This window comes from Mesorhizobium mediterraneum, assembly GCF_002284565.1.
In the GTDB taxonomy this organism is placed as follows: domain Bacteria; phylum Pseudomonadota; class Alphaproteobacteria; order Rhizobiales; family Rhizobiaceae; genus Mesorhizobium; species Mesorhizobium mediterraneum.
Genome location: NZ_NPKI01000017.1, coordinates 1 through 25956 on the forward strand (window position 1 = coordinate 1; position 25956 = coordinate 25956).

General features: G+C 60.6%; 26 protein-coding genes. 7 read left to right on the plus strand and 19 right to left on the minus strand.

The annotated features are described in order from the left end of the window. Positions 1 to 480 (plus strand): YihY/virulence factor BrkB family protein (locus CIT25_RS13940; RefSeq protein ID WP_167391057.1); only part of this gene is annotated, 480 nt, incomplete at its 5' end. A gap of 349 nt (positions 481 to 829) precedes the next feature. Next, a complete protein-coding gene (locus CIT25_RS13945) occupies positions 830 to 1378 on the plus strand; it encodes an inorganic diphosphatase (protein WP_095485542.1) in 549 nt (182 codons plus the stop codon). 154 nt (positions 1379 to 1532) lie between these two features. On the opposite strand, the gene CIT25_RS37490 is transcribed toward CIT25_RS13945, so the two are convergent. From CIT25_RS37490 to CIT25_RS13970, 5 genes are all read right to left on the minus strand, one after another. Next, positions 1533 to 1853 (minus strand): helix-turn-helix domain-containing protein, encoded by a 321-nt coding sequence (locus tag CIT25_RS37490; RefSeq protein WP_095485139.1) that lies wholly within the window; start codon positions 1851 to 1853, stop codon positions 1533 to 1535. Then, entirely contained in the window at positions 1781 to 2149 is a 369-nt protein-coding gene (locus tag CIT25_RS37495; RefSeq protein ID WP_245329874.1) for a cyclic nucleotide-binding domain-containing protein, read from the minus strand. Before CIT25_RS37495 ends, CIT25_RS37490 begins: the two co-directional genes overlap by 73 nt. 1211 nt (positions 2150 to 3360) lie before the next feature. Further along, positions 3361 to 3885 (minus strand): YciE/YciF ferroxidase family protein, encoded by a 525-nt coding sequence (locus tag CIT25_RS13960; protein ID WP_095485141.1) that lies wholly within the window; start codon positions 3883 to 3885, stop codon positions 3361 to 3363. A gap of 1205 nt (positions 3886 to 5090) precedes the next feature. Then, complete coding sequence (locus CIT25_RS13965) at positions 5091 to 5639, minus strand: hypothetical protein (RefSeq protein ID WP_095485142.1); 549 nt, start codon at positions 5637 to 5639, stop codon at positions 5091 to 5093. 10 nt (positions 5640 to 5649) lie between these two features. Further along, positions 5650 to 6825, minus strand: coding sequence for a zinc-dependent alcohol dehydrogenase (locus CIT25_RS13970; protein ID WP_095485543.1), 1176 nt, complete (start codon positions 6823 to 6825; stop codon positions 5650 to 5652). A gap of 454 nt (positions 6826 to 7279) precedes the next feature. On the opposite strand from CIT25_RS13970, the gene CIT25_RS13975 reads away from it, so the two are divergent. Together CIT25_RS13975 and CIT25_RS13980 are read left to right on the plus strand one after the other, a co-directional pair. After that, positions 7280 to 7984 carry an ATP-binding protein gene (locus CIT25_RS13975; protein ID WP_158302550.1) on the plus strand — a complete coding sequence of 235 codons (705 nt, stop codon included), beginning with the start codon at positions 7280 to 7282 and terminating at the stop codon, positions 7982 to 7984. 172 nt (positions 7985 to 8156) lie between these two features. Continuing rightward, the gene (locus CIT25_RS13980) at positions 8157 to 9233 is read left to right on the plus strand and encodes a sensor histidine kinase (RefSeq protein WP_095485144.1); all 1077 of its coding nucleotides are present in this window, start codon (positions 8157 to 8159) and stop codon (positions 9231 to 9233) included. A 154-nt stretch (positions 9234 to 9387) separates the two neighbouring features. On the opposite strand, the gene CIT25_RS13985 is transcribed toward CIT25_RS13980, so the two are convergent. The 3 genes from CIT25_RS13985 to CIT25_RS13995 form a co-directional block, all read right to left on the minus strand. Beyond that, on the minus strand, positions 9388 to 10788 hold the full coding sequence (locus CIT25_RS13985) for a phospholipase D family protein (protein ID WP_095485145.1): 1401 nt from the start codon (positions 10786 to 10788) through the stop codon (positions 9388 to 9390). Positions 10789 to 10846: 58 nt separating this feature from the next. Further along, on the minus strand, positions 10847 to 11770 hold the full coding sequence (locus CIT25_RS13990; RefSeq protein ID WP_245329846.1) for an endonuclease/exonuclease/phosphatase family protein: 924 nt from the start codon (positions 11768 to 11770) through the stop codon (positions 10847 to 10849). A 241-nt stretch (positions 11771 to 12011) separates the two neighbouring features. Continuing rightward, a complete protein-coding gene (locus CIT25_RS13995) occupies positions 12012 to 12377 on the minus strand; it encodes a low affinity iron permease family protein (RefSeq protein WP_095485146.1) in 366 nt (121 codons plus the stop codon). Between the two features lie 200 nt (positions 12378 to 12577). Between CIT25_RS13995 and CIT25_RS14000 the strand changes: the two genes are divergently transcribed. After that, on the plus strand, positions 12578 to 12877 hold the full coding sequence (locus CIT25_RS14000) for a pyridoxamine 5'-phosphate oxidase family protein (RefSeq protein WP_095485147.1): 300 nt from the start codon (positions 12578 to 12580) through the stop codon (positions 12875 to 12877). A 64-nt stretch (positions 12878 to 12941) separates the two neighbouring features. Here the strand turns inward: CIT25_RS14000 and CIT25_RS14005 are convergent, their stop codons facing one another. The 8 genes from CIT25_RS14005 to CIT25_RS14040 form a co-directional block, all read right to left on the minus strand. Next, positions 12942 to 14264: an NAD(P)/FAD-dependent oxidoreductase gene (locus CIT25_RS14005; protein WP_095485148.1), complete on the minus strand. Its 1323-nt coding sequence runs from the start codon at positions 14262 to 14264 to the stop codon at positions 12942 to 12944. Positions 14265 to 14275: 11 nt separating this feature from the next. Continuing rightward, positions 14276 to 15163 (minus strand): ABC transporter permease, encoded by an 888-nt coding sequence (locus CIT25_RS14010; protein WP_095485545.1) that lies wholly within the window; start codon positions 15161 to 15163, stop codon positions 14276 to 14278. Positions 15164 to 15174: 11 nt separating this feature from the next. Continuing rightward, entirely contained in the window at positions 15175 to 16125 is a 951-nt protein-coding gene (locus CIT25_RS14015; protein ID WP_095485149.1) for an ABC transporter permease, read from the minus strand. Positions 16126 to 16185: 60 nt separating this feature from the next. Further along, on the minus strand, positions 16186 to 17856 hold the full coding sequence (locus CIT25_RS14020; RefSeq protein WP_095485150.1) for a peptide ABC transporter substrate-binding protein: 1671 nt from the start codon (positions 17854 to 17856) through the stop codon (positions 16186 to 16188). 75 nt (positions 17857 to 17931) lie between these two features. Then, positions 17932 to 19263 carry an NAD(P)/FAD-dependent oxidoreductase gene (locus tag CIT25_RS14025; RefSeq protein WP_095485151.1) on the minus strand — a complete coding sequence of 444 codons (1332 nt, stop codon included), beginning with the start codon at positions 19261 to 19263 and terminating at the stop codon, positions 17932 to 17934. 1 nt (position 19264) lies between these two features. Continuing rightward, complete coding sequence (locus tag CIT25_RS14030; RefSeq protein ID WP_095485152.1) at positions 19265 to 19963, minus strand: SDR family NAD(P)-dependent oxidoreductase; 699 nt, start codon at positions 19961 to 19963, stop codon at positions 19265 to 19267. Beyond that, on the minus strand, positions 19960 to 20445 hold the full coding sequence (locus CIT25_RS14035; protein WP_095485153.1) for a MarR family winged helix-turn-helix transcriptional regulator: 486 nt from the start codon (positions 20443 to 20445) through the stop codon (positions 19960 to 19962). The genes CIT25_RS14030 and CIT25_RS14035 overlap by 4 nt, the downstream gene beginning before the upstream one ends. Before the next feature lie 195 nt (positions 20446 to 20640). Beyond that, the gene (locus CIT25_RS14040; RefSeq protein WP_095485546.1) at positions 20641 to 22284 is read right to left on the minus strand and encodes an ABC transporter ATP-binding protein; all 1644 of its coding nucleotides are present in this window, start codon (positions 22282 to 22284) and stop codon (positions 20641 to 20643) included. A 550-nt stretch (positions 22285 to 22834) separates the two neighbouring features. Between CIT25_RS14040 and CIT25_RS14045 the strand changes: the two genes are divergently transcribed. After that, on the plus strand, positions 22835 to 23116 hold the full coding sequence (locus CIT25_RS14045) for a pyocin activator PrtN family protein (protein ID WP_095485154.1): 282 nt from the start codon (positions 22835 to 22837) through the stop codon (positions 23114 to 23116). A 107-nt stretch (positions 23117 to 23223) separates the two neighbouring features. Here CIT25_RS14045 and CIT25_RS38250 read toward each other — a convergent pair whose 3' ends face one another. Genes CIT25_RS38250 through CIT25_RS14060 form a run of 3 tightly spaced genes read right to left on the minus strand, consistent with a single transcriptional unit; the run spans position 23224 to position 25273 of the window. Next, complete coding sequence (locus CIT25_RS38250; RefSeq protein ID WP_095485155.1) at positions 23224 to 24384, minus strand: FAD-dependent oxidoreductase; 1161 nt, start codon at positions 24382 to 24384, stop codon at positions 23224 to 23226. A 13-nt stretch (positions 24385 to 24397) separates the two neighbouring features. Further along, the gene (locus tag CIT25_RS14055) at positions 24398 to 24844 is read right to left on the minus strand and encodes an anthrone oxygenase family protein (protein WP_095485156.1); all 447 of its coding nucleotides are present in this window, start codon (positions 24842 to 24844) and stop codon (positions 24398 to 24400) included. Positions 24845 to 24904: 60 nt separating this feature from the next. Continuing rightward, the gene (locus CIT25_RS14060; protein WP_095485157.1) at positions 24905 to 25273 is read right to left on the minus strand and encodes an antibiotic biosynthesis monooxygenase family protein; all 369 of its coding nucleotides are present in this window, start codon (positions 25271 to 25273) and stop codon (positions 24905 to 24907) included. A 119-nt stretch (positions 25274 to 25392) separates the two neighbouring features. Between CIT25_RS14060 and CIT25_RS14065 the strand changes: the two genes are divergently transcribed. After that, entirely contained in the window at positions 25393 to 25863 is a 471-nt protein-coding gene (locus CIT25_RS14065; protein WP_095485158.1) for a MarR family winged helix-turn-helix transcriptional regulator, read from the plus strand. The last annotated feature ends 93 nt before the right edge of the window (positions 25864 to 25956 follow it).

Consider the following 25956-nt stretch of genomic DNA (forward strand, 5'->3'; position numbering starts at 1 on the left):
GTGCCGGCCATGCTTGCGCTGCTGAACCTCGGCGGCTGGACCGAAGCCCTTGTGCGGATCTTTCGGTGGCCGATGATGCTGATCATGGTCGGCCTCGGGCTTATGCTGATCTATCGCTACGGCCCCAGCCGCGAAAGGGCAAAGTGGCAATGGGCAACATGGGGCGCCTTCCTCGCGGCTGTGGTCTGGATCGCAGTCTCGATAGGATTCTCCTATTACCTTGAAAACTTCGCCGACTACAACGCGACGTATGGAGCCCTGGGGGCAGTCATCGGCTTGATGATGTGGACCTGGATCTCCGTGATTGTCCTGATTGTGGGCGCGGAGCTGAATGCCGAGATGGAGCATCAGACCGCCAAGGACACCACCACAGGTGCGCAGCAGCCGATGGGTGCGCGAGGTGCCACGGTCGCCGACACGCTGGGCGGATCGGCCGATGCTGCCAACCAGCAGTCGCGTTCGGGCGAGCGCAACACGTAGCGCGCAGATCACTTTGCATCTCCCCGCAACTTCGCTTGGCGCAAATGACGGTGCTAGATGGCCGTCATCTTTAGACAGGCATATCGAGCGATGTGAGGTAATCCTCCCCATCACCGGAAAGACAAAGCAGGGTTCAGATGCCGCTCCCTCGCTTCGGCCCTGTTGGGGGCGCGCTTGCCGAGGGCTTCAGGCGGAAAGCTTCCAAGAGGGGCCGCAGCGGCCAAGCAGCCGGGCGGCCGAGACCAGGCTCCGATGCCTTCGAGACCCGGGTAGGCACGTTCGGAACAAATCCGCCATCCGCCGCTTAGAGGGGTCTAGAGCCATTGGCATGGACTGGCGAGGACCAAACGTGGCGAATTATCTGACACTGCCTACGACTACATCGAAAGGTCGGATCAGGGTGGTCGTGGAAACGCCGCGTGGCGCCGAAGCAAAGTTGACTTACAAGCCCAAGAAGAAGCTTTTCGAATATACGCGGCCGCTTCCAGCGGGCCTTGCCTACCCGTACGACTGGGGCTTCCTGCCTTCTACACTGGGCGACGATGGCGATGCCCTAGACGGTCTAGTCATCCATGAGGCAGCCAGCGCCCCCGGTGTTGTCATCAAGTGCGATCTGCTCGCGGCCCTTCGTGTCATGCAAACGGAGAACGGCGAGACCGTGAGAAACGATCGCTATGTATTTTGCCCGCACAAGCAAGATGCGCATAGCGAGTCTCTCCTTGGCGAGAATGTTCCGGATCGTTTGCGATCCCAGATCGAGCAGTTTTTCCTCGCGTCGGTGTCCGGCACCGACAAGCAGATCGAATTCGAAGGGTGGCACGATTCCAGCCAAGCTCTCCGGAACATCCATCGGGCCATGAGAACTTTCAAGCGGAAACAGCGAGCCGCCGCTCTCTGAGCGTTCCAATACTAATAAGAGTGCAGCTTGAGAACACAAGGCTGCCTTGGACGCCGCGCGGGCACCTTCACGGGTCCAACATGGGCGAAGTGCACACGTAAGCTGACAGCTGGTAGCGAAAGTCCCAGATCATGAGTGCCGGTCGCGAAGCGATTTATGCCGTGAAGAATTTGATGGCGAAAGGGTAAGGCGATGGGGAAACGCTAATGGAGATGCGTCCTTGGAATTGCCGACGACGGGTGCTCGTCGCTAGTGACTTTCGCCGAAGCCGCAGATAATAGCGGTTAGTCGATTTCCCCAGCAACCGCTCATATTCCCTCTCCGGCTCGCTGTAGGTGCCATCGGCCAACTGGAACAGACCATCACGATCGCTGATGACGATCTCACCCCGCGTGGCTCTGATCAGGCCCCTGCCCTCAAGCTTCTGGATGGCAACCGTGACACCCGGTCGCCGCACACCGAGCATGACGGACATGATTCGTGGGTGATTGCAAACCGGTCGTTGCGGACGCGGTCGTGGCACATCAGAAGCCAGCGAGCCAAACGTTCGTCCAACTTCGACCGTGCGTTCACCAGGGCGGTGTAGCTGGTCTGAATATAGAGGGTCTGGACATAGAGAAGCAGAACAGCCTTCAGCGTAGTGCTCTCAGACAGAGCAGACGACAGTGCCGGGGCTGGAATTCGCAAGCCGCTTCCCGCCAGCTGCATATAGGTGTCATGCGCGGCGCGATCGCCGCCTAGGGCCACTAAGGCTCCGGTCATGCCGGTCATGCTTCCATGCCGATCAGGCCGACCTCAGTATCCCGGCACACGCAAAGGGTTCGCCGTTCCATTGTGCGAAGCGACGGGCCCATGAGTGCCCGGCATTGGGGCACAGGCATTGCTGACCGTCCGATTGAGGTGCCAGACAAATTGATCCACTGCTGGGCACCCTTGGCCTCTGTACCAGCGCGTTAGGACGTCCGAAGAGTAAGCTGGCTGCCCTGGGAGTAACACGCGGGAGCCTGGGTTAGGCCCGCCGCCTCATGCTGACGCCAGAGGCAGTGAAGGGAATCGATCGCACCTGCGATGTCAAACTCGCAGCAGCTAAGACAAGCGCTCTCTTCCGGCCAGCACTGAAACCCCGTGTTAACGTCGTTCGTGGCTGAGATGATGCGGCCGCAGCTTGAAAGTGTAAGGTACGGCTCGCTGCCAGGCACGGAGGCGAAAATGAAATTGCTGGAATTGCGCTCTTGTGCACGGGCATGATCAGCGCAGCAATGCCAGCCATTCGCGCTGAGGATCAGCTTGTTCCGCCTAACCACGTAGAAGCGCCAGAGCCGGCAGTTCATTGCGAGGGCCAAAACTGCCTTCCACCATCCGATGACCCTGTCGAGGAATGCAAGGGGCAAGATTGCACGCCGGCTCCGCCGGTTGACCCAGGTCCGCAGATTGAACAGGTCGACTGAACAGCATCAGCCGAACACCCCAACCACGAAGGTGATCGTAGACCCGCGGAGAAGGTTGGATCCAGGTCCTCTCCCTCCGCCGGTGTGGTTTGACGACATCGATCAGCCTAATGCGATCGCGCTTTCGTTCAATCGGTACCCCGTCCGTGGTGAGGAAGCGGAACGGCTTCGGGAAGGCCGCGAATATTGTCACCCCCGCCGAATACACTTTCATCTTGCCGACGCAGTACGCATTTCGGCCTGAATGCTGGCGAACAGCCGGATTTCGAGGGCAATCCGCCGGGCCGCATCGGCACCCCCCCCGGTTGGTTTTGATCCCCATGATAAGGTCGTCGCGCTCTGGCGTACGGCTTCCAGGCGACCAAGAAAGAGGACGACAGTGCCATCGTCGATCAGACGGTTGACCGAGATGTTGGGCTCGAACAGGAGTTGCCGCAGGCACCGGCGACAAAGGCGCGCCTCCGTCGTCCGGAGGCGCGTTCTCTCTCTTGTTCATGACGTGCTCATTGATTCTGCTTCCGAAGCGCCGTTTAACTAGGCAGCTTCCTGCATCGCTCGCTCGTTGACGCTGGTCTCCCCAAGCTGCGTCAGCGCTTCGTCAGTCGCCTTTTCCTCTTCGAGCGTCTCCTCGAGCAGTGGCACGGCATCCTTTAGGCCGAGCAGTCCGGCCCAGGTGATCAGCGTGCCATAGCGGGCGATCTCATAGTGTTCGACAGCTTGCGCCGCCGCCACAAGACCAGCGTCCAGAGCTGGAGCTTCCTTGAATTCCTCCAGTATCTCCTGTCCTTCCTCAATAATGCCGTCGATCGCGGGACATGTCTTTCCTTGTGCCCGTTTGCCGAAAATCTCGAAGACCTGCTGCAGCCGTTCGATCTGAGCCTCCGTCTCGTCGCGGTGCTTTTCGAATGCGGCGGTCAGTTGGTCGGATTCGGCACCCTTCGCCATCTTCTTCAGCGCAGTCAGGATTTTGCGCTCAGCGTAGTAGACGTCCTTCAGTCCGTCGTGGAAAAGATCTTCGAGGCCCTTGGCCTTGCTCTGCGATTCATTTTTCATAGCCATCGTCGTCTCCGAATGTGAGAAACGCGTGTCTGGTGGCACGCGCAGCTTTAACCAAAGTGGGTGCTGTTTGTTCCTTTGGCCCGATCGGCAATCCTCTGTGCCTGGACGTCATCGACGTAACCGAACAAACCGCAACGCCCCTCAGTAGTGCCTCACGCCTACACGGGCCTGGATTGCGAGGGATTGAGGCAGCGCGCAAGCGGCCATTTCGCTGGATGCCGGCGAAACGTGCAACCCGCCCCGGTGTTCCGTGCACTAAAGAAAGCCCGCGCCCTTCGGGAAAAAAGGACGCGGGCCCATCGGGAGTCATCCATGTCGCAGCTGCACAAATGAAACTTTCAGCCCGCGCCGAAGTTCCACACGGAAACAAGAAAGGCCCGCCGCGCCTCCAGCCGCGCCGCTCCACTGGCCACCAAACGAAATATGAAACCGGCGCCCGAGGGGATGGGAAGGACGCGGCCTGATCAGAGGGTGCAGTCCGATCAGCACTAGGGCAAGTGCTGCACGACCCGAACGCATTGGCTCGGCCAGGTTCCCGCACGGAATACAAGCCCACCGCCAGAACCCGCCCTCGCTCGATTTCAGCCAAGCCGCCTACCGTCTCCCCCGAATGCCAGGTCGGAAGAACGGACGAGCGTCTGTAACCGAGAGCGATCACGGCTGAGTTCTGGAGGACGAGTTCCAGGATTTCTATCCCGTCCAGACTCTAGCCGTGCCTGCTTGCGACGGATGAATTTGCCTTCGGACAGTGGCGCTTCGCCTGCCGTTCAGGAACAACAACGCCCAAGCCAAGTTTGGTGGTCCAGGAGGTAACGACAATGCGCATACTGAGAACCTTCTTTGAATACTTGTGGCGCTCGAACAGCAAGTCGCCAACAGACCTTGCGCCGCCCGTCGACGCGATCGTTCGGCTGCTGAAAGAAAAGCAAAAACTCGCTACAAAGAAAGGACTTGGTCGACCAGATTAGACTGCTGGCGGCTGACCGTGCTGTAGCGAAGGATGTGGCGACGGGGCACACAGCATCACGCGTCACCTTGCCTATCTGCAGCTTTAGACGGAAACTTGCCATCGGGAACGGTGCACCCGCGGCAGGCTCGGGCATGCGGCAATGCCTTGGTCGCCTGGAGCAGCGCCAATCGGCGCCGTGTGTATCGGCGGCAATCACGAGAGAAGGAGGATCAGGTTCGCGCCAGTTAGTCACCGCTCAATTCTGGCTGGCAGGTGACGACATGTCTTTTCGTGCAAGGCCCCGCACAGCTTCAAGACCCCGTGGGAAGCCGCTGCGGTTACTAAAATCCTGCGGTTGCCGGCGACCTCGAGCGTGCCGGGCGCTTACCTTTTGCGCCGTCAATAAATCGATGAGTGTCACACCGGCAACGAGCACCAATGCAAGTCCGACGTTGTCACGTTTTGGATTGTCATGCCGGAACGCCCATAGGAGTGTTCCGATGTCGAGCCCATCACCGGCCACACGGCTCCAAAGCCCGGACTGTCTGTCTGCCGACAAGGACAGAATGCCGCTGCTGAGTTCACGCGCTCCATAGGCGCGGATCACGCCTTCCTTACCAGGTATGCCGAGTGCGCGGGCGATGCGCTCGGAGGCTATGAGTTCGACCATGCCCAGCGCAATGCTAAACCATCCGAGTTTGCGCGCTACCATATCGGAGGGCGCGAGCGCCTTTGGGCCAGATTTTACGACCTTTGGGTCGCTTGGCCGTCTGCTGAGATTGCCGAATTTGCTAAGCATGTTCATGACACTGATCCTATGGCTTCAGTACAACTTTGACGCAACTGTCCTGCTTGTCGCGAAAGATCTTGTACATCTCGGGTCCTTGTTCGAGCCCGGCAGTGTGGGTGATGACAAACGACGGGTCGATCTGACCTTCTTCGATGCGGCGCATTAGGTCGTCGGTCCAGCGGTTCACATGGGTCTGGCCCATCCTGAAGGTCAGGCCTTTGTTCATGGCTTGGCCCATCGGGATCTTGTCGACGAGCCCACTGTACACGCCCGCGATTGAGATGACGCCGGCTGGCCTGCAGACATAGATCATTTCACGCAGCACGTGGGGCCGATCGCTCTCCATCAGCATCATCTGCTTCGCGCGGTCATAAACGGTGTCCGGTTGACGGAAGGACACGTGACTTTCCATCCCGATGGCGTCGACGCATTTATCTGGCCCATTGCCGCCTGTAAGCTCGTTCAGCCTTTCGACAACGCTCTCCTCCAGGAAGTTGATGGTAATCGCGCCGCCCGCTCCGGCCATGGAAAGGCGTTCGGGCAGGCAATCTATACCCACGACCTGCTTGGCACCGAGAAGAATGGCGCTGCGAATTGCCATCTGCCCCACCGGGCCACAGCCCCAGATCGCGACGGTGTCGGAGGGCTCGATTTCGCACTGGACAGCAGCCTGCCAGCCAGTTGGCAATATGTCGCCAAGGAAGAGGACCCGCTCATCGGAGAGCCCGACCGGTACCTTGATGTGCGTTGCATCGGCAAATGGTACGCGAACATACTCGGCTTGTCCGCCCGGATAACCGCCAGTCAGATGGGTATACCCAAACAGCCCAGCCGTCGTGTGACCGAACGCCTTGTCGGCAATGTTCTTGTTGCGGTTGGTTCGTTCGCAGACCGAGAAGTTCTTGCGCTTGCACTGGTCACATTCCCCGCAAATGATGGTGAAGGGAACGACGATGCGGTCTCCCTTCCTAAGCGCGCCGTTTACCCCGGATCCAACTTCCACCACCTCACCCATCATTTCGTGGCCCATTATGTCGCCTGGCAGAATTGCCGGAATGAGGTTGTGATAGAGATGCAGGTCCGAGCCGCAGATCGCGCAGCTCGTCACCTTGACAATGACGTCGCGCGGGTCCTCGATTTCGGGATCGGTAACTTCATCGCAACGTATGTCTTCTGTTCCATGCCAAACCAGCGCTCGCATGCTTAATCTCCCGTAGGCCTGGTTCGCGGCGTCGTGAGAGCGAGCTCGGCCGCTTTCCTTCAGGCTGTGAATTGGCTTTCCGGGGTCCAACCGCGAGGCAGCATCCATGTTCCCCGCCTTCGTTAAAAAACTTAGGCCGGCTTGGGAAGGTGGGGCTGATGGCAGTGTCGGAGCGTCGAGAAGGCGGTGGCGCCCTGCCGGACATCGTTAAGAAAGGTCAAGGAAGCGTGCAACGTCTCCGGGCTTCGCCGTGGGTGGTGGTGCATGGCGGCAACGTGATGGGGCAGGTTGCGAGTCCGGGTGGAGAAGGTTGGATTTCAGGTGCTCCCCCTCAATCACGACATACGGTTTGCACATGTGAGGAACGTCGGTGGCCTTCGCGCAGTTGCGGGCGTGAACTGGAGCGTGATCGCCGTCGATGTAGAAAGCAGATTTCCTTTCGCCAGCTTCGATTTTGCTGCCAAAGGCATTCTCATCTTTAAGCAAACCGTTCCGCAATATCTCACCCTCAGGTGGGGCGGCACTGCCGGACGGAACCGCAATTCATCGCGCCGAACTCGATCACCTGTTATCGCTGGTTCAAGATTCCGAAAGCAGCACAACGGCGCTCTTGGGACCTCCTGGCGCCGGAAAATCTGCATTGCTGGCAGCATTCGGCCAGCGCCTTCATGACCAAAACATTCCATTCCTGGCGATCAAAGCAGACTTGCTAGACGTCGACATTTCTGACGAGGAAGGACTTTCACAATCCATCGGCCTGGATCACATTCCGACAAAGCTTCTACTTGGGCTGTCGCTCACGCGTCCGACCGTGCTCATCATTGACCAGCTTGACGCACTGGCTGGGTATGTAGACCTACGCACCGGTCGTCTTAATGTCCTACTCAATCTTGTACGCAGGCTGAGCGGCGCACGGAACATGCACATCGTCTTTTCCGCCCGCACCTTTGAATATGAACACGATGTCCGCCTTCGAACCATTCGTGCCGAAAGTCTTAACCTGGAGTTGCCGCCCTGGAGCACGGTACTCAGAGCCGCCGCCGCCAGGTGGAAACATTCTGTCGGCAGTTCCGGCGACGTGCAGATCGTCAACTTCGATTGGCAGAGACGGGATTTTGGCACAACGCTGTTGGAAAAAGGTCGTGGCCGTGCAAAGTGACGCAAGGTTGACTGAACTCTCAGCAAGACGGCCTGTGTTGCCCATGGCTCTGCCGCTCCGTGACGCGGGCTCGTCCAACACCTGACATCGCTCAGCCGCTTCCGGCGTTGGCGGTGTCGAGCAAAGTGCATGACTGAGACTGAAGCTCCCACGCAAAGCACAGGCGACCAAGATGACATCAGATTCAGACAAGGCAGTTGAGCAATTGCTCGATACGCCTGACCTTGCCACCGCGCTGGAAAGCGAGCAGTTCAAAAAATTTCTTGACCAGGTGCCGATCGCTATCGCCGTGTCGGATTTGGGCGCCAAGGAGCGCGTCGTCTATGCAAATCCAGAATTTGAAAAAGTGTCAGGCCTGAAGGCAGCCGAGCTTACCCGGCAAAACTGGGGAGCACTTTCCGGCATTGGCATCCACCAGCAGAAGGGCCGGCCTCTGCCCGAGGCCTTGGTTGAGGAAACCGATTTCGTCGGCACTTTCCGGCTGGAGCGCGTCGGGGACAACCCGGCTCTTGTCGACGTTTATTCAAACATCATCGTGGACGACAACGGCACGAACTGCTTCCGACTGGTGGCTCTGGTCGACGTGTCATCCCATGGCGAAACTGAAGAAGCGCGCTTGGTGGAGGAGCGCGTCCGCGAGAAGGACACCCTGCTGCGCGAACTGCAGCACCGGGTGAAGAACAACTTACAGATGATCACCGCATTGATCCGTCTGGAAACCCGTAACGCAACCGAGCCCGACCAGAAAAGGTTTGAGAGGCTCGCCGGGCGCGTCGACGCTCTGGCGATCCTCTACCAGACGCTTTCGGCAGACGAGCACAAGGATGATGTCGATCTCGGCGTTTATCTTAGCCAGATCGCGTCCGCGGTGATGGGGTCGCATGCAGTTGAGGGGATCCGCCTCGACATGAAGGTGGATACCTATCCGGTGTCGATCAACGTCGCCATGCCAACGGGACTGGTCGTGAACGAATTGCTCACAAATGCACTCAAGCATGCCTTCCAAGGGCGTGAAGGCGGGACGATAAAGCTGCACAGCATCGCCGATGGCGACGGCTGCCTGGTCATAGTTGCGGACGACGGAATCGGCCTGCCGGAAGGGGAGACATGGCCCAAGCCCGGCAAGCTCGGCGCGCTGATCGCGCGCTCGCTGACCGAGAACGCCAAGGCACAGTTCAACGTCGCCTCGAGCCCCGGCGAAGGGACGAAGGTCACCATCGTCTTCACGCGATCGGCGGCAGCAAGCTGACAATGGCAGAGGGCCGATGCTTTCATGCTCCGGGCCTTCCCGCCGCGGCCCCGGGTGCTTGGCGCATGCACGTCGCCGTTCTTCAGGTATGCCGTACCCGACGCGGCAAGAACGCCGCGCGCCGTTAGCACCTATGCTATCTATGTGGGTCTGGCTAAAGCTGAGACTCAACCGGAAGGTGGCGGACCAGGGCCGCCAGAATCCGGCGAAATATTCCGGCCTCTGGTTCGTCTGTGTATTCTTGGAGTTTGCCTTGGTCGCATCCATGCCAGTGCAGTACATTGTTCTTTAATTCCAGCCGATAGCTGGTTTCTGGTGATATCTCCGCTTGAAAAGAGCGCCGAAGTTCACCGACTAATTCGGCATCCTCAAAGAGCACGCCCATCTCCGAGTTCAAAGACACTGACCGGGGATCAAAATTGAAGGAACCGACGAACCCAGCCCTGTCGTCAACCGTGAACGATTTGGTGTGCAGACTGGCACCCTTGGAGCCAAACACAGAGATTGGCTGTCGGCGAGTGAAGGGCTGGAGCTCGAACAGTTTCACGCCATTCCTCAGCAATCGCTTGCGATAGTTCGCATAAGCTCCATGGACTGCGGCGACGTCTGTAGCGGCCAAGGAATTGGTCAAAACCGAAACGTCAACTCCGTTGCTGACGAGGTCTAACAGGATCGCGGAGCCCCTTTTGCCGGGGATGAAATAGGGAGATACGATTTCCAGACAGGTGCGGGCCGATTGAATGAGGGGAAGCAATTCCTTCGTAAGCCAGCTGCGACGTCTCCAACCCCTCACCTTCTCTGGAGGATCGGAAATCACCCGAACTCGATCCACCCAATGCACGTCGTTGCTAGTTGCGATGAACTCTGCGATGGATCCTCGGTCACCGACCCCGTTCAACAGCATTGATTGGGTTTCGAGATCGCTTCCTGAAAACAAATCGCAATGCTCGTTCTCAGCGGCTGATCCCAGGACACTAATTGATTTTGCGTCCTCGCAAGCCCAGAAAGCCTCAAATATTTCGGCGGTTTGCTGCACGGCAGGACCGAGGAGCAGCACGTCCAGGTCGCGGAAATTGGTTTCCGCTGCGTCGAAATAGGCATCGCCAACGTTCCGCCCGCCTACGATTGCGACACTGTCGTCAGCGATCCATGCCTTGTTGTGCATCCTCCGGGTCAACGCGAAAATGCGCAATACAAATTCCACAGCGCGCATGACGCTGCGTTGCCTCACGCCGCTTGGATTAAACAACTTCAACTCGATGTTTGGATGATTGCTCAACGCCAGATATGCGGAATCGTTCTTTCGCGGATTGGCGTCATCAAGGAGCATGCGCACACGCACGCCGCGCTCAGCGGCCCGGAAAACTTCCTGCAAGAGCAAGCGGCCAGTATGGTCATCGTGCCAAAGGTAGTACATGAGATCGAGACTGCGAACGGCACTCCTTGCCGCCAGAACGCGCCCGGCGAAGGCGTCATAATTGTCCGGGACCAGCAGCAAGCCGCTCTTGCCTGCTTTGATGTTGTCGTGCGCAATCCGCGTAATGGATACATCCATCAAAATTGACTACCCTCGATAGAAACCCGGCCTCGCTCAAAATCGTAGCAAGAACCCGTCAAAGGTAATCTGGTTGCAAATGTAGCTGTCGAAGCCCCTGGAGATTTAATCGTGCCTTGATCGGTAGATGATCGGAGGCGATCCGAGATAGCGGTGTTTGGTGCACTTCGAGGCTGGAAATCAGACTTGGTGGTTTGGCCAGAATCCGATCGAGCGCAAGCAAAGGGAATCGCGAAGGGAAACTGGGCAGCACGGTGTGAATTGGACCAAAATGCGGCAGTAGCGCCAGCAACGAGGATCTGCTGTGCACTCGCCATTCGTTGAGATCGCCAAGCAAAATGGTTGGCCTTAGGACCGAACGCGTTGCCTCAAGCAGCGCGCTGGCTTGCTTGGTGCGCGACCGCCGGAGTAATCCAAAATGTGCAGCGATCACCCGCAGCACCACACCTTCGATTTCCAAATCGACGATCAAAGCACCGCGTGGCTCTAGGCCGGGTAACCTTACTAGACTGACAGCCTGGACCACTCCCTTGCGAGCTAGTATCAAATTGCCGTGCCACCCATGGGATCCAAGGTTCTCAGGCGTGTGTGCACTAACCAGATCGGTTTCTCGTCGAAGCGACTTGAGATCCAACAGGCCCTGCCGCCTTCCCGTACGTTCATCAACTTCCTGCAAGGCAATTATGTCGGCGCCTAGTTCGCGTATGACATCACCAACCCGCTGCGGATCGAACCGGCCGTCGGTGCCGACACATTTATGGACGTTATAAGAGGCGATCGTCACGCTGCCGGGAACGCGGTTCGCCTTGATCGACGTTGGTGGTTCTTGGCAACAAGCGGCTGCGAACGAAGTTGAAAGCGATGGAGTCTGATCGAGCATGCAAATTAAGTTGCCATTCGAGGAGACTGCCAGAAACCAAAGGCAGGAGGGCAGCGAGAAACGAGTTGATTGACCAACGAAGTGGAGGAGGAACAGTTCCATCGAAGGCCGGGTTCAATACGACCGAGGCCGGAGAGCAGGGCAACCAATGCCGCCAGCTACATCCGCTGCGGGGCCCGATTCTCAGATCAGTGAGAACGCTCTTGAGCAACTGGGTTGATCCGTTGGCGTTATAGCTGTCTGAAGGACGGCAGCGACGACCCGACTCCTGTCGCCGACGCGATCAATCTGTTTGTGGTGGCACTGGCCGGCGTACGCTCTTGAATTCCGTCCAGTGTAGCGCTCAGGCGCCAGAGACTCCCACGTGCTCAGCTTCTTGATCGGCCGCCGCCGCTTCCTTTTCAAGCCTCGCCAAATGGGCCTTGATCTCCTCAGGCTCGGCGTGCTCCAGCCCGACGACATTGTTCCTCGTTTCCTTCAATGCAACGATGATCTCGTCGAGCTTCGCATGGATGGCAGCGGTGTCGCGATAGCCCTGGATCAGCACGACACCGGTAATCACTATCGCAGCCACTGAGAGCGCATAGGTGATTACGTTTGTGAGCCCAAACGGAACCATCGCAGTGCAGGCTATCATCGCGACGATCAGCACATAGAAGCCGGGCGGACGAGACAGAAAGTCGGCGATCACGAAGAGAAATCGGTTCATGCGAATCCCCGGACGAACGATGTGATCCGATTGGGACCGCATTTCGGGTGCTCGTCAATGGCACCCTCTTTTTTGTTGGCCTACTGCCCACGTCCTCGGCCCGTCCTGATCTGGGGCGGGCGGAACTCCGCTTATTTGCCGGTACGCGCTTGGAACCACCGCAGACACGTGGCGTTTGGCGTTCTCACAGGAGAAAAGCCATGCCCGACAACGATCAGGAATTCAAAAGCAAGTTTTGGGATTCGATCCGTTCCGACATGACGGCAATGATCGGCGTCCCGGGCGTCCACCCTCGACCGATGACAGCGCAGTTCGATGGTGACCGCAACGTTATCTACTTCTTCACAGCGAAGGACACCGACTTGGCCGAGGCCGTTGCATCTGCAAAGGAAGCGACACTAGTCTACTCCGCTAAGGGACATGACCTGTTCGCCACCGTCGAAGGCTCACTGAGCCTCGAAAAGTACCCTCACGCAACGAATATCACGCATCTCATCTAGGGGCTGCGCCACGGCAGTCACGTTCGCACGAGTTCTGTTTTCTCGCTCCATCGAGACTGCGAATTCATGCGTGCGGGGGCAGTGTCGCGCCGTCACGCCGGGTCCGCACCCAGTCCAGCGCACGGTGATAACGCAGGCTGAGCTGCGGGGCGAAGCTCATATAGAACGGCGCGTAATGCAGGGGCTCGACCTTAAGGGACAGATCCCTTTCCGGCACGCCAAGCGCCCATTCGGAGAGGATGCCGCCGAGCATCGACCCAGTAGGCACGCCGCGGCCCGACAGGCCGGTCAGCGCCACCACGCCCGGCGCCAGCCCGTAAAGTCGCGGAATTGTGCGTTGCTGCATGTCGAGCTCGCCAAACCAGAGGTACTTCCAGCGCAGTTCGGTACGGATCTGCGGGTGCAGCCATTTCAGGCGATCGGTCATCACCTGGCGCGTATAGTCGAGATCGCGGCCGCGCCGCCCCATCGGGAACATGGATGCCACGATGCGGCCTTCCGCATTGTACTTGTAGACGAAGATGTCGCCGCGCCCGTCATGGATCGACGTATTGCGCGGCAGCACCGTGCGGCGCTCCTCCTGCGACAGCGGCTGCGTCGCTGCCACGAACACGCGCATGATGCGGAAACTCTGGTCGAGCTTGGGCCAGCCGCCCACCGTATATGCGCCGGTCGCGAAGATCACCTTATCGGCCAGCACGCCGCCCTTGGCCGTGACGACGCGCCATTTGCCGGCCTCCGGCTTGACCTCGGTGACCGCTGAGCCGGTATGCAGGCGTCCGCCCTCCTGGATGACCGCGCGGGCCAGTCCACGCGCATAACCGAGGGGATTAAGATGGCCAGCCTCTTCATGCACCCAGCCGCCGTGAAAGCGCCCGCTGCCCGTGATCGCCTCCATTTCGGCGCGATCGACGAAGCGGGTACGGGCCCCGACGGCGTTGTAGTCGTCCGCCTTGCGCCTGAGTGTCTCGACGGCCGATGGATAGGCGGCAGCCTGGACGAACCCGTTGCGCACCCATTCGCACTGTATCTGGTAGCGCTCGATCATGTCGGCGACACGATCGGCGGCCCGGGTCTGGCGCTGGATCAGCCGTTCGGCCCAGGGTTCGCCGATAAGCTTGCGCAATTGCGGCAGGCTGAAATGGATAAAGGTCGGCGTGCAGTGGCCGGCATTGCGTCCGGAGCCGCCGAAACCGGCCTGCTCGGCTTCGAGGATCACAACCTTGATGCCGGCGCGGGCGAGTTCGAGCGCCGTGGTCATGCCGGTGTAGCCCGCGCCAACGACGCAGACATCGGCCTGAACCGTCTCGTCCAGCGGACGCGTCGATGGTGCTTCACCTGCCGTGGCGTACCAAAGCGTCGCATCGAACGGCGAGAAATTCGCCACCTGCGTCCCCCTCAACTGAGATCGCTGCGGGCATCGAGCGCGTCGCGCAGGCCGTCCCCGATAAAATTGAAGCTGGTGACCGCGAGCGTGATGGCGATGCCGGGAACGATCGCCAGCCACGGCGCACTGCCCAGATATTGCTGGGCGCCATTCAGCATGTTGCCCCAGCTCGGCAGCGGCGGCTGGATGCCGTAGCCAAGGAAGCTGACATAGGCTTCGAGCAGGATTGCCCGGGCCACCGTCAGCGTCGCAGCGACGATGATCGGGCCGATGGCGTTGGGCAATAGTTCGCGGAACATGATCCAGCGGTTGGAGAGGCCGAGCATGTGGGCGGCAAGAATGAAGTCGCGTTCGCGCAACGAGCGCACTTCCGTCGAAACGATCCGCGCCACCTCCATCCAGGTCGTCACCGCGATGATGACGGTGATCATCAGCGGGTCGGGTCGGATGAAGGCCGCGAGTGCCAGCAGCAGGAAGATGCTCGGAAATGAGAGGAAGGCGTCGGTGAAGCGCATCAGCGCGGCGTCGACGCGGCCGCCATAGTAGCCGGACAAGACGCCGATGACCGTGCCGATGACGATGCTGATGAGCATGGCGCAGAACCCGACCAGCAAGGAGATGCGCCCGGCATGGAACAGGCGGGCGGCCACATCGCGGCCAAGCGGGTCAGTCCCGAAAATATGTCCGCCGGTCATTGGCGGCGCGAAGCGGGCGCGCAGGTCGATAAAGAGCTGGTCATAGGGCAGCAGGTAGGGTCCGAGCACGCAGGCGATGGTCAGCACCGCGATCATGACGACGCCGAACATCGCCAGCCGATGGCGGCGGAAGCGGCGCGCGGTGCGGCTGCGCCACCAATTCTCGGGAGGCAGGTCGAGGTTGGCTGGGGTGACGGTGGACATCATCGGTATCCTCACGCCAGCCGGATGCGCGGGTCGACGAAGGCGCTGATTAGATCGGCCAGCAGATTGCCGATCAGCACCAGCACGGCCGAGAACATCAGCAGCCCCATTACGACCGGATAGTCGTTGTAGCCGAGGCTGTCCAGAAACAGCCGGCCCATGCCAGGCCAGGTAAACACGGTCTCGGTGACGAGAGCCCCACCAAGCAGCGCCGGCACCTGCAGCCCCGCTAGCGTGATCATCGGAAGCAGGGCATTGCCTACGACGTGTTTGAACAGCACGCGCCGCGGCGACAGGCCCTTGGCCCGCGCGGTCTTGATGAAATCCTGATTGATCACGTCCAGCGTCGCGGTGCGCATGTAGCGGCTCCAGATCGCGACATCGACCAGCGCGAGCACCGATGCCGGCAACACGAGGTGCCAGAGCACGTCCCCCACGGACCCGCTGCCGATCGTGTACATGTTGCCGGCCGGAAACCAGCCGAGATTGAGCGAGAAGACGTAGATGGCAATGAGGCCGAACCAGAAGGTAGGCACCGACAGCGCAATCATGGCGCCGACAGTCGCGGCGTAGTCGAAGATGGAATAGCGCCGGATCGCGCCCATGATGCCGATCCATACGCCGAGCGTCATGGCGATCGCCGTTGCGCTTCCCATGAGCAGCAGCGTCGCCGGCAGATGATCGAGGATCACCGTCAGGACGGGTCGATTGTCGCGGAAGGATGCGCCCCAGTCACCTTGCAGCAGATGCCACAGCCAATCGGCATATTGCACGATGATTGGACGGTTGAGCCCCATCTGCTCGGCGATGCGGTCGAGATCCTGCTTGCTGATGCCGGGCGTCAGGGCGAATTGCGACATCGGCCCACCCGGGGCAAGCAGCAGCACGAAGTAGCCGATGATCGACACGAGGAACAGCAGCAGCAGGCTTTGCCCGATCCGCCCGACGATATAGCGTAGCATGGTGATCGCCCGATATTGGGGCCAGGTCGGGCGCAGCCGCCCGATCTGGCTTGGTTGGCGTCAGGCTTCCCAGTACCAGGTGCCGATGTTCCAGGTGTCGATGCGGTTGTTGACGTTGGGGGTGAAGCCCGTCAGTCCCTTCTTGCGCCCACGCACCGTGGTGTACTGGAACAGAGGCAGCAGCGGCAGATCATTGCGCACCACTTCCTGCAGCTTCAGGTAGGAGGCCTTGCGCTCGTCGGGCACCAGAGAGTTCCCGCCTTCCTGCAGCAGCTTGTCGACCTCGGGGCTGTGGTATTGCCAGGTGTTCTGCCCGGCGCCGCCCGTCGCCACACTCGACGTCGATGCGAAGTAATCCGAGGTGTCGGGATCGGGGCCGGTCAGGAAGTCGATGCCGACGATGACGCTGTCGAACTGCGACGTCATCCAATAGTCGCCCCACATGACTGCCGGCGGCAGGTTCGAGATGGTCATCTCGACTCCGATGTCCTTGAACGACTGCTGTATGAACTGCTGCGCTTGCTCACGGATGTGGTTGCCCGCCGTGGTCGAGCAGGTGAAGGCGAGCTTGACCCCGTCCTTCGCCCGCACGCCGTCGCCGCCGGCGAGCCAGCCGGCTCCATCCAGCACCGCCTTGGCCTTCTCCAGGCTGAACTCGTGCTTGGGCAGATCCGGATTGTAGTAGAACGACTGCTGCGGCATGTAGGTTTCGGTTGGCGTGGGCAGACCGTAATAGAGCGCGTCGATGATCGCTTGTTTGTCGATCGCGTGGTAGAGCGCCGAGCGCACCGCGGGATCCTTGAATTGCGGCTTGCCCATGTTGAGCGTGAAGCTTTCAACGGTGCTGCCCGCGACGAGTTGGACCTCGCGATCGGCGAGGCCCTTGGCTTCTTCATAGTGGTCCGGCGTGATCCACTGCAGGCCGGTGATGTCGATGTCGCCGGACTTGAACTGCGTGTAGAGCACATTGAGGTCCGGGATGTACTTGATGATGACGCGCTCCAGATAGGGACCCTCACCAAAGTAGTCTGCGTTGGCGAGGAGCTCGATGTGATCGCCCGCTACCCGCTTGCCCCATTTGAACGCGCCGGTACCGATCGGCGCATTGTTGAAGGGCGCGGTGTTCTTGTCAGCCGCCTCGCCAAGCGCATGCTTTGGAACGATGAAGGTCGATGCGAGGATCGAAGGATAGGGCGCGTAGGTCTTTTCCATCCGCCAGGTGATCTCGGTCGGCGAGACGACCTTGATGTCACGCACGAGGTCGTGGCCGGCGCGGCGCCAGCTGCGGAAATCGGGCTCGACCATCAGGTCCAGCGTGAACTTGACGTCCTCGGCGGTGAACGGTTGCCCGTCGTGCCATTTGACGCCGTCGCGTAGCTTGATCTTCCAGTTGAGGCCGTCGGCGGAAATACCGCCATTTTCGACAGTCGGCACCTCGGCCGCCAGGGCAGGCGTGAACTTGCCATCCGGGTCGACGTTGAACAGCGGATCGAAAATGGCGAAATGTACGCCCTCGTCGACTTCGATATGCAGCAGGTGCGGATTGAACACCGTCGGCTCCTGCGAGAACCCGACGATGAACTGGCCCGTCGGCTTGTCGGGTGCGGCCGCCAGCGCGGAGCCGCGACCGATGAGCGCCGGCACAGCGAGGCTGGCGCCGGTGGCGGCCATCAGGCCGAGTGCTTTGCGCCGGCTAATTTCCGGAAACAATGTGGTCTTGTCGGTGGCCATGTCATTCTCCTCTGTAGTTACGCGGTTGCGTTGCTCATTATCAATCCGCCCTTCTGCCGGAGCGGCCTGGTTCAACTAGAATCCGGTGATCAGCTCGATCTTCGATCCGTCGCTGAAGCGCGAAAAGCGGAAAGCGCCGGGGTCGACGATGGGCGTGCGGTTGGTGACGATGTCGGCCATGAGCCTGCCGGCAGCCGGGCCGATGCCGAAACCGTGACCGGAAAAGCCGGTTGCGATGTGGAAGCCTGGAGTGCTGTCGATGGCCGAGATCACCGGGACGGCGTCCGGGGTGACGTCGATGTAGCCGGCCCAGCGCTGCGCGATCTCAGCCTTTGCGAACGCCGGGAAAGCCTGGGTGAGTTCGACCAGCGCAGCATCGGAAAGTTTCTTGGACGGCTGGGGGTCGAGCACGCGGTTGTATTCGAAGGGGCTTGCCTCATCGAGCGACCAGCGGCTGGGGATCCGCGCTTCATCGAAGAAGCGGCCGCCGAGCCGAAACCGCAGCGAGTGCCATTCGGCGCGCAGGGCGGGTATGAAGTCGGCGGCGAAGCGGAAACTCTTCGGCACGATGTCGACGACGTTCTCGTGCCCGGAAGCGATGGTATAGCCGCCATCCCTGCGCTTGCGAACCGCGAAGCTTTTCGCCCAGATCGCCTGATCCGGCCCGCCTTCGAGAGGCTTGGTGCGGATCACCGAATTCATCACCTTGAGCTGCGGCAGGCGCAGACCGTGATTGCCGGAGAACAGGCTCGACCAGGCCCCGCCGGCCAGCACCACCGCGGCGCAGGCGATCGGCCCGCGTTCCGTGACCACGCCTGAAACCTTGCCGGCACTGGTTTCGATGCCGCGCACCGCGCATTCGGTCAGCACCGTCGCGCCATTGCGCCGTGCCGCCTCGGCTATCGCCGGAGCTGCCTTCTGCGGCTCGGCGCGGCCGTCGACCGGTGTATAGAGCGCGCCTTTGATGTCTAACCGCGAGTCGGGAAACATCGCCTTGAATTCGGCGCCGCTCAGCATGCGCGATTCCAGTTGGTACGGTTCGAGGTTGCGGTTCCAGCGCTCGTGTTCGGCAAAATCGCGATCCGTTTCGCAGGTGAAGATGATGCCGGCGCGCGTGTACCCGGTATGCGCTTCGACGCGCTTGTCGAGGTTGCTCCAAAGACGCAACGCTTCCGCCATCAGCGGCACCTCACGCGGATCGCGCCGCGAAATGCGCACCCATCCCCAATTGCGGCTCGACTGCTCGTGGCCAATGCCACCCTTCTCGCACAGCGCCACGCTCAGGCCACGCTCGGCGAGTTCAAGCGCGGTCGAACTGCCGATGATGCCACCACCGATAACGACAACGTCGACTTTTTCGGGCAATTCGGCATCGCCATGAACGGGAACGACATAGGGACCTGGCATGTCAGTAGAATTCTTCCAGTTGGCAATTCAGGGTGAACTCGGCGACGCTCGCTTCATTGGGCAGATCGACGAGCATGGCGATGATGCGAGCAAGATCGGCCGGGTCGGTCATGTCAGCCGGGGCGCGCGCCTCGAGCGCGCGGGCCATGTCGGTGTCGACCAGGCCAGGACAGACCGCGGTGGCACGGATGCCGACATCGAAGCCGGCGTGGCGAATGCCATGGGCAAGCGCAACAGCCGCGAATTTCGTCATCGAATAGAGGCCGGAGCCCGCGTGCTTGACCCTTTTGCCCGAAAGCGAGCCGAGGATGATCACCCTGCCGCGCCCGCTCGCCGTAAGCGCGTTCCACGCCGCCTTGGCCAGCCGGCGCGGCGCCTTGCAATTGATCTCGAGAAGCCGGTTCAGTTCGTCGTCATCGGCCTCGATGACCGTACTGGTGCTGCAAATGCCCGCACTAGCGACAATGGCGTCGATCCGCCCGAAACGTGCCGTCGCCGCCGTCACCCATCCGGTCTCGAGGTCGGCGCCGGCAGCGTCGTAGGCATGGATGTGGACCGAGGCGGGATCGGCCCATTCGGGCAGCCGGGGGTCGCGCATGCCGAGCGAGAGCCGCCAGCCCTGCCGTGCGAGCTCCCGCGCTGTCGCCGCGCCGATGCCGCGGCTCGCTCCGGAGACCAGCGCGACCCGGTTCCGTGTCACGGCAGGCCCACGATACGCCGATAGGCGCGCTTGAGGATGTCCATCAGCTGCTGCTGTTCCTCGGCGGAGATGAATTTGAAGAAGTCCCTGGACTGTTCCGTCACCAGCGGGCGGATTCGTGCGGCGAGCGCGGCGCCCTTCTCGGTGATGTAGAGTTCCTGCGCGCGGCTGTCGGTCGAGGACTGCCGCCGCGTGATCAGGCCATGATCTTCCATCTGCTCCATCAGCCGGCCGGTGGCGGAGCGATCGCGCAGGATCAGTTGGGCAATGATCGAGGGACGGATGCCGGGATGGCTGTCGACCAGCAGCAATGTGGTGATCTTGCCGGTGCCCTTGGCCACGTCGAGGCCTTCGAGCTTGTCATCGAGGTCGCGCGACACCGCGATGTTCATGGTGCGGATATAAAAGCTCAGCGTGTCCTCGAGCACGTCCAGCGTGACTTCGGTGATCGACGTCGGCGGCGTTTTCGACCGTGCGTTCACGCGTACTTCCGCTCCGCTTCCACGGCTTCGCCGATCGCGGAGCGCAACAGACGCTCCCCAACCCGGCAGGAACCGGTCGTCAGGACATTTCCAAGTTAGAACGTAATCAAATGCCAGATAGTGGACATTTGCAACTATATTTCGCGGCTAAGCGGAAAGATCCTGTAGTCGGCTCCTTTTGCGATGCCGCTGGCCTCAGGCTGCGCTCTCCCAGTCCGCGCCAGGAATGGCCGCCACGAGCCGTTTGGTGTAGTCGTTCTGGGGATCGCGGAATACCTGTACCGGGGTTCCGGACTCGACCACGCGGCCCTTATACATGACCGCGATTTCGTCGCAGATCTGGCTCGCGATGCGCAGATCGTGGGTGATGAACATCATCGCCACATTGGTGTCGCGCTGGATCTCGGTGAGCAGCTGCACGATCTGCGCCTGGATGGAGACGTCGAGCGCCGAGACCGCCTCGTCGGCCACCAGCAGCAACGGGTCGAACATCAGGGCGCGCGCGATGCCGATGCGCTGCCGCTGCCCGCCGGAAAATTCGTGCGGAAAGCGGTCATAGGCGCCGCGGTCGAGCCGCACCGTCCCGAGGAGGCGCAGCGCCTTGCTGCGCGCCTCCGCCGCCGCCATGCCATGCGCGACGGGACCGACAGTCAGGATCCGGCCCACGGTGTGGCGCGGGTTGAGCGAGGCGAACGGATCCTGGAATATCATCTGGATCAACGGACGCATCGGGCGGAACGCGGCGGCCGACATTGCCGCGATGTCACGTCCGTCGAACATAATGCGTCCGCTGTCGGGCTCCGCGAGCTTGAGCAGGACCCTTCCTAGCGACGACTTTCCGGAGCCGGATTCGCCGACGATGCCCAGCGTCTGGCCTTTGCGGATCGAGAAGCTGACATCATTGACCGCATGCACGATGCGCGCCTTGGTGAAGAAACTTCCCTGCCCGCCATAGATTTTGTTGAGCTTGTCTACCTCGATCACCACCGGCTGTGCCGCGTGTTTCTCGCGCTCTAGCGAGCGCACGCGCGGCACGGCCGCAATCAACCGTTGCGTATAGGGATGACTGGGACGGTTGAGCACGTCGGCGGTCAGGCCCTGTTCGACCAGCTTGCCCTTCTCCATGACGACGACGCGGTCGGCGATCTCGGAGACGACGCCGAAATCATGGGTGATGAACATCACGCTCATGCCCTTGCGTCGTTGGATCTTGCGGATCAATTCGAGGATCTGCGCCTGCGTCGTCACATCCAATGCCGTTGTCGGCTCGTCGGCAATCAGCACATCGGGATCGAGCGCCAGCGCCATCGCGATCATCACGCGCTGTCGCTGTCCGCCGGAAAGGCGGAACGGATATTGGTGTTGCATCAGCGGCGGTTCGGGCAGGCCAACCTCTTCCAGCAATTCCAGCACCCGGAGCGCGCGGCTGTCGCGGTCGCCGACATTGTGCGCGCGCATGACCTCGACAATCTGGGCGCCGACCGTCATCAAAGGATTGAGCGCGGAGAGCGGATCCTGGAAGATGATCGATACCGCGCGGCCGCGAAGCCCGCGCAGCGTCGTTTCGTTGGCGCCGGTGATCTCCTGGCCCTTGAACAGGATCTTGCCCGACGTGACGCGGATGGTCGAGGGCAATAGTCCCATCACCGCGTTCGCCGTCACCGACTTGCCGGAACCGGATTCGCCGATAATGCAAAGAATCTCGCCAGCGTGCAGTTTAAACGATACGTCTTCGACCGCGAACGCTCGCTCCATGTTGCTCGGCAGGCTCACCGTCAATCGTTCGACAGCCAGCAGAGGCTCGCCGCCGCGTTGGGCACCCTTCGTGCTGTTCGCCATGTCGGCACTCCCTTCGCACCAGGTCGGCGGCTGCAAGCAAACGACGTCAGCACGAGCGTAGCGGAGATAGTGGATAACGACAACTATCTCGGTTGTGCTCGGACGCAAAGAGGAGTTGGCCGCCTTTCGACGGCTGGATGATCAGGCACGCCGGCTGGAGCGAACCTCGGATAATCCGTCTTTCCATGCATTCGTCGCTAGCGAACGCGCCGCATCGGCCTCGTATGGCCGTCGATCAGTGTTTAGTTGGCAGACGGATTCTACGACAGAGCATCACGCAAACTGCAGCCGTGCGCCTTGAGACTGACGCCAAAGAATTCCAGTTCAAACTTGTTCATCGGAATGCCTCCGGGATTGGTGGAAGGCATTATCCGCCATTGTGCCCCCTTCCCCGTAATGCGCCCGGTTTTCGCCCAAACGCGCCGGACGAGTACAACGACAGTACAACTTAGAGGAACTGGTTCCACTAAGCTGTATACGTTGCTTTTCGCGACGCCGGCCTCTGTGAGATGTGACTCATTTCATTCTAATTTTCAAAGCATAACCATCAATGTCATTCAACACCGCTTTTCTGCTCATGGCCCAATACAATGGTAAGGCCATCATTCCGCTGGATCAGGTCCGGCGCGATTTCTTTTCGCACCTGACGCTCCCGAACTTTCTCCGCAAACTCAGTTCAGGCGACATCGCCTTGCCGCTCATGCGAATAGAAACAAATCAGAAATGTGCCATGGGTATCCATTTGCAGGATTTGGCAGACTACCTTGATAAGCGCAGACCGGTGGCCCAGAGGGAGTTTTCCCAGATGAGCGGTTGGAAAATGCAGATGTAGCGCTGAGGAAGCGTCCGCTTCGCGCCCGATGTCGGCCATTGGGCTAGTGTCTGCCACATCCCGAAAGCGGTCACCGGAGACCGAGCTGTAAGTCTCCTTCCGCGCCGTTAGTAGCCGGAGAGCTCCTCGCTGCGTACATCCCCATCGTTGACGCCCAACCCGCTGAGCATCTCGTGCATGGCTCCGACCATCGCCGGCGATCCCGCAAGGTAGTAGATAGGCGCGAGCATGTCGGGCAGATGCCGCCGCATCAACGCGGCATTGATCGCTCCAGTCTGCCCATCCCAGGGTTGAGCCACTTCACTCGCCGCTGTCATCGTGGCGACAACGTTGAAGTTAGGGTTGGTCTTCTGCAGCCATTGCAGTTCCCCGAGAAAGGCTGCGTTCTCCGGCCGGCGGTTCGAATAAAATAGCGTGATGCGGTGGGGCAGCCTTGCCGCGGCGGCATAGCGAGCCATGGCCAGAAACGGCGTGATGCCGATGCCGCCAGCAAGGAACACCGCCGGTCGCATCGGATCGTCGTGCAGGGTCAAGTCGCCATTTGGATCAGTCATGCGCACCCCGCCGCCCATGGGGAGCGACGCCAGGGAACGCTTGAATGCCGTATCGCGGAGGCGCGTTGCGACCATCAACTCCGGCTCCTCTGGCCCGCTGGCCAGCGTGAGGTGGCGGGAGCTACCCTTGCTGTCCGTCTCGGACGGGTTGAGCAGCGTGAGCGATATCGACTGGCCGGCCAGATGACGGAAACCGGCCGGCTTGGCGAAGCGAAACGCCATGGTGCCGTCGGCAACCATGTCGCGACCAACCAATTGCACTTCATGCGTAACGCTCTGGCGATTGAGCCTGCCTGATAGCTTGAGACCGTCGCGCATGTTGAGACTGAGCAGCGCGATGTTCGTCGCCCCCGCGATCATCTCGAGCGTTTGCACAGCGTAGAACATGGTGTCGAATTCTGCCGCGTGCGCCTTGGCCGCGAGGAACAACGCGGAGGGGATAAGCACCAGGATGCCGTTTGCCGCAATCACCGGCATGCGCCTGAGCTTCGCGCCGACAACACCGGCCCGCCGTCCGCCGGAAAGGGCAAGGCCCGAGCCGCCTGCTGCAGCGATGGCAGGGACCAGCAGCAGGAAGCCCCATGGTATGGCCGTCTTGACGGCGATGATGGTGCCGTCGGAGGCGAATAGTTCAGCGAGCACGGTCGAGAACCAGAAGGTCAGGATCGTTAGGAGCGCGATCGTGCCTGCGACGGGATGAATGAGCTTGGTCATGGTTTCTGTGTCTTCACCGGCTGATGGCGAGCACGCCCAGCACCGAGGCGGCGGCGGCAAGCCCGATGCGGACGTAGTGAATCATGATCCAGGTGTTGAGCCGGTCAGGAACCTGGTCGAGGGGCAGGGCTTTGGCCGCGAACTGAGCGTTGGTTGGCACGAACCAGATCATTGTGAGCGCCAGGACGCCCGCGATGCAGGCGGCCGATCCGATCCAGAGCATACGCGGCCCAACGTCGCCCCAGCCGAGCCAGAGGGAGCCGATCAGGCCGACGAGGGTCGGAACGACGACAATAGGAATCGCCCCGGAAATGAACCCGTTGTTCTGGCTGAACCAGTCGAGGAACTCGGCTGCGGGGAGGCTCTTCCAGTAGCCGCCGAGCGTCACACCAATAGTCAGCATGACTCCGGCGAACATGGCCGAACCCGTGACGGCGAGTATGTTGAACAGGAGTCGCATCGGACTCTCTCCTCTTGGCTTGATTTCGATTGTGATGACTTCGGGCTGCAGGCGTCGCGTTTATGCGACGCAGATGCCGGGCACCGCCACCTTCTGGAACAAGTGCGGAGAGGCAACCTCCGACGACGGATAGGCTCCCAGTTTCGCTCTGAATTCGGGATGCGTGAACGCGGCCCGGAAGGCGGCCGTCGATTCCCAGACTGCGTAGTTCAGGTAGGTCGGGTTTTCGCCGATGGCGCGGTGGAGCTGGATGGAAATGAGGCCCGGCTGGGTCTTCATGAAGGACGCATCGTCCTCCCACGCTTGAAGAAACACCGCTTCGTCGGCCGGATCGAGCGTGAACAGATTGATGAGCACGATGGCCTTGGCATCGATTCCGATCTGACGGTCGATGGGAAAGGCAGGATCGAGGGGGCGCATGGTGGGCATGAAGGTCTCCTGAAGGTGAATTGCCACCGAAGCGGCGATTTGACATCATTATGTCGACTGGGTACCATCGACACATAATGAATTGACATCATCATGTCAATAGCATCATATGGTGACAAATGAACAAACCACAGCGCGCCTCAGCCGGAGATGCCTTGACCGATCTCATTCTGACGATGTTCCGGGTGAACAACCTGACCCTTGCCTGGGGCGACCGGCTCGTGGCGCCTCTAGGGCTGACGAGTGCCCGTTGGCAGATCCTGGGGGCCGTCGTGGCGGCGGAACGGCCACAGCCGGTCGCCTGGCTTGCGCGCGATCTCGGCGCCAATCGCCAGAACGTTCAGCGCATCGTCAACGATCTGACCAAGGAAGAGTTGGTGGCATTCGAGCCAAACCCGCATCATCGCCGTGCGCAACTCGTGACGCTGACCGACAAGGGACGGCAGACCTATGATGCGGCCATTCGCTTGTACACGCCGCGGGTCGAGGCGCTCGCGGAAGGGCTTGCCGTAAAAGACATCGAAGCGGCCCGCAGCGTGATGACGATGCTGCGGCAGAAACTTGAGGGCGATGAAAATACTCATGTGTAAGCCTCGCCCAGCGAACGGTGGTGTGCGTAGGGCGGGTTGTGATCGCTAACCGACCAGCGTCTGGTCCGCAGGGCCGGCCCGACATTGGCCATT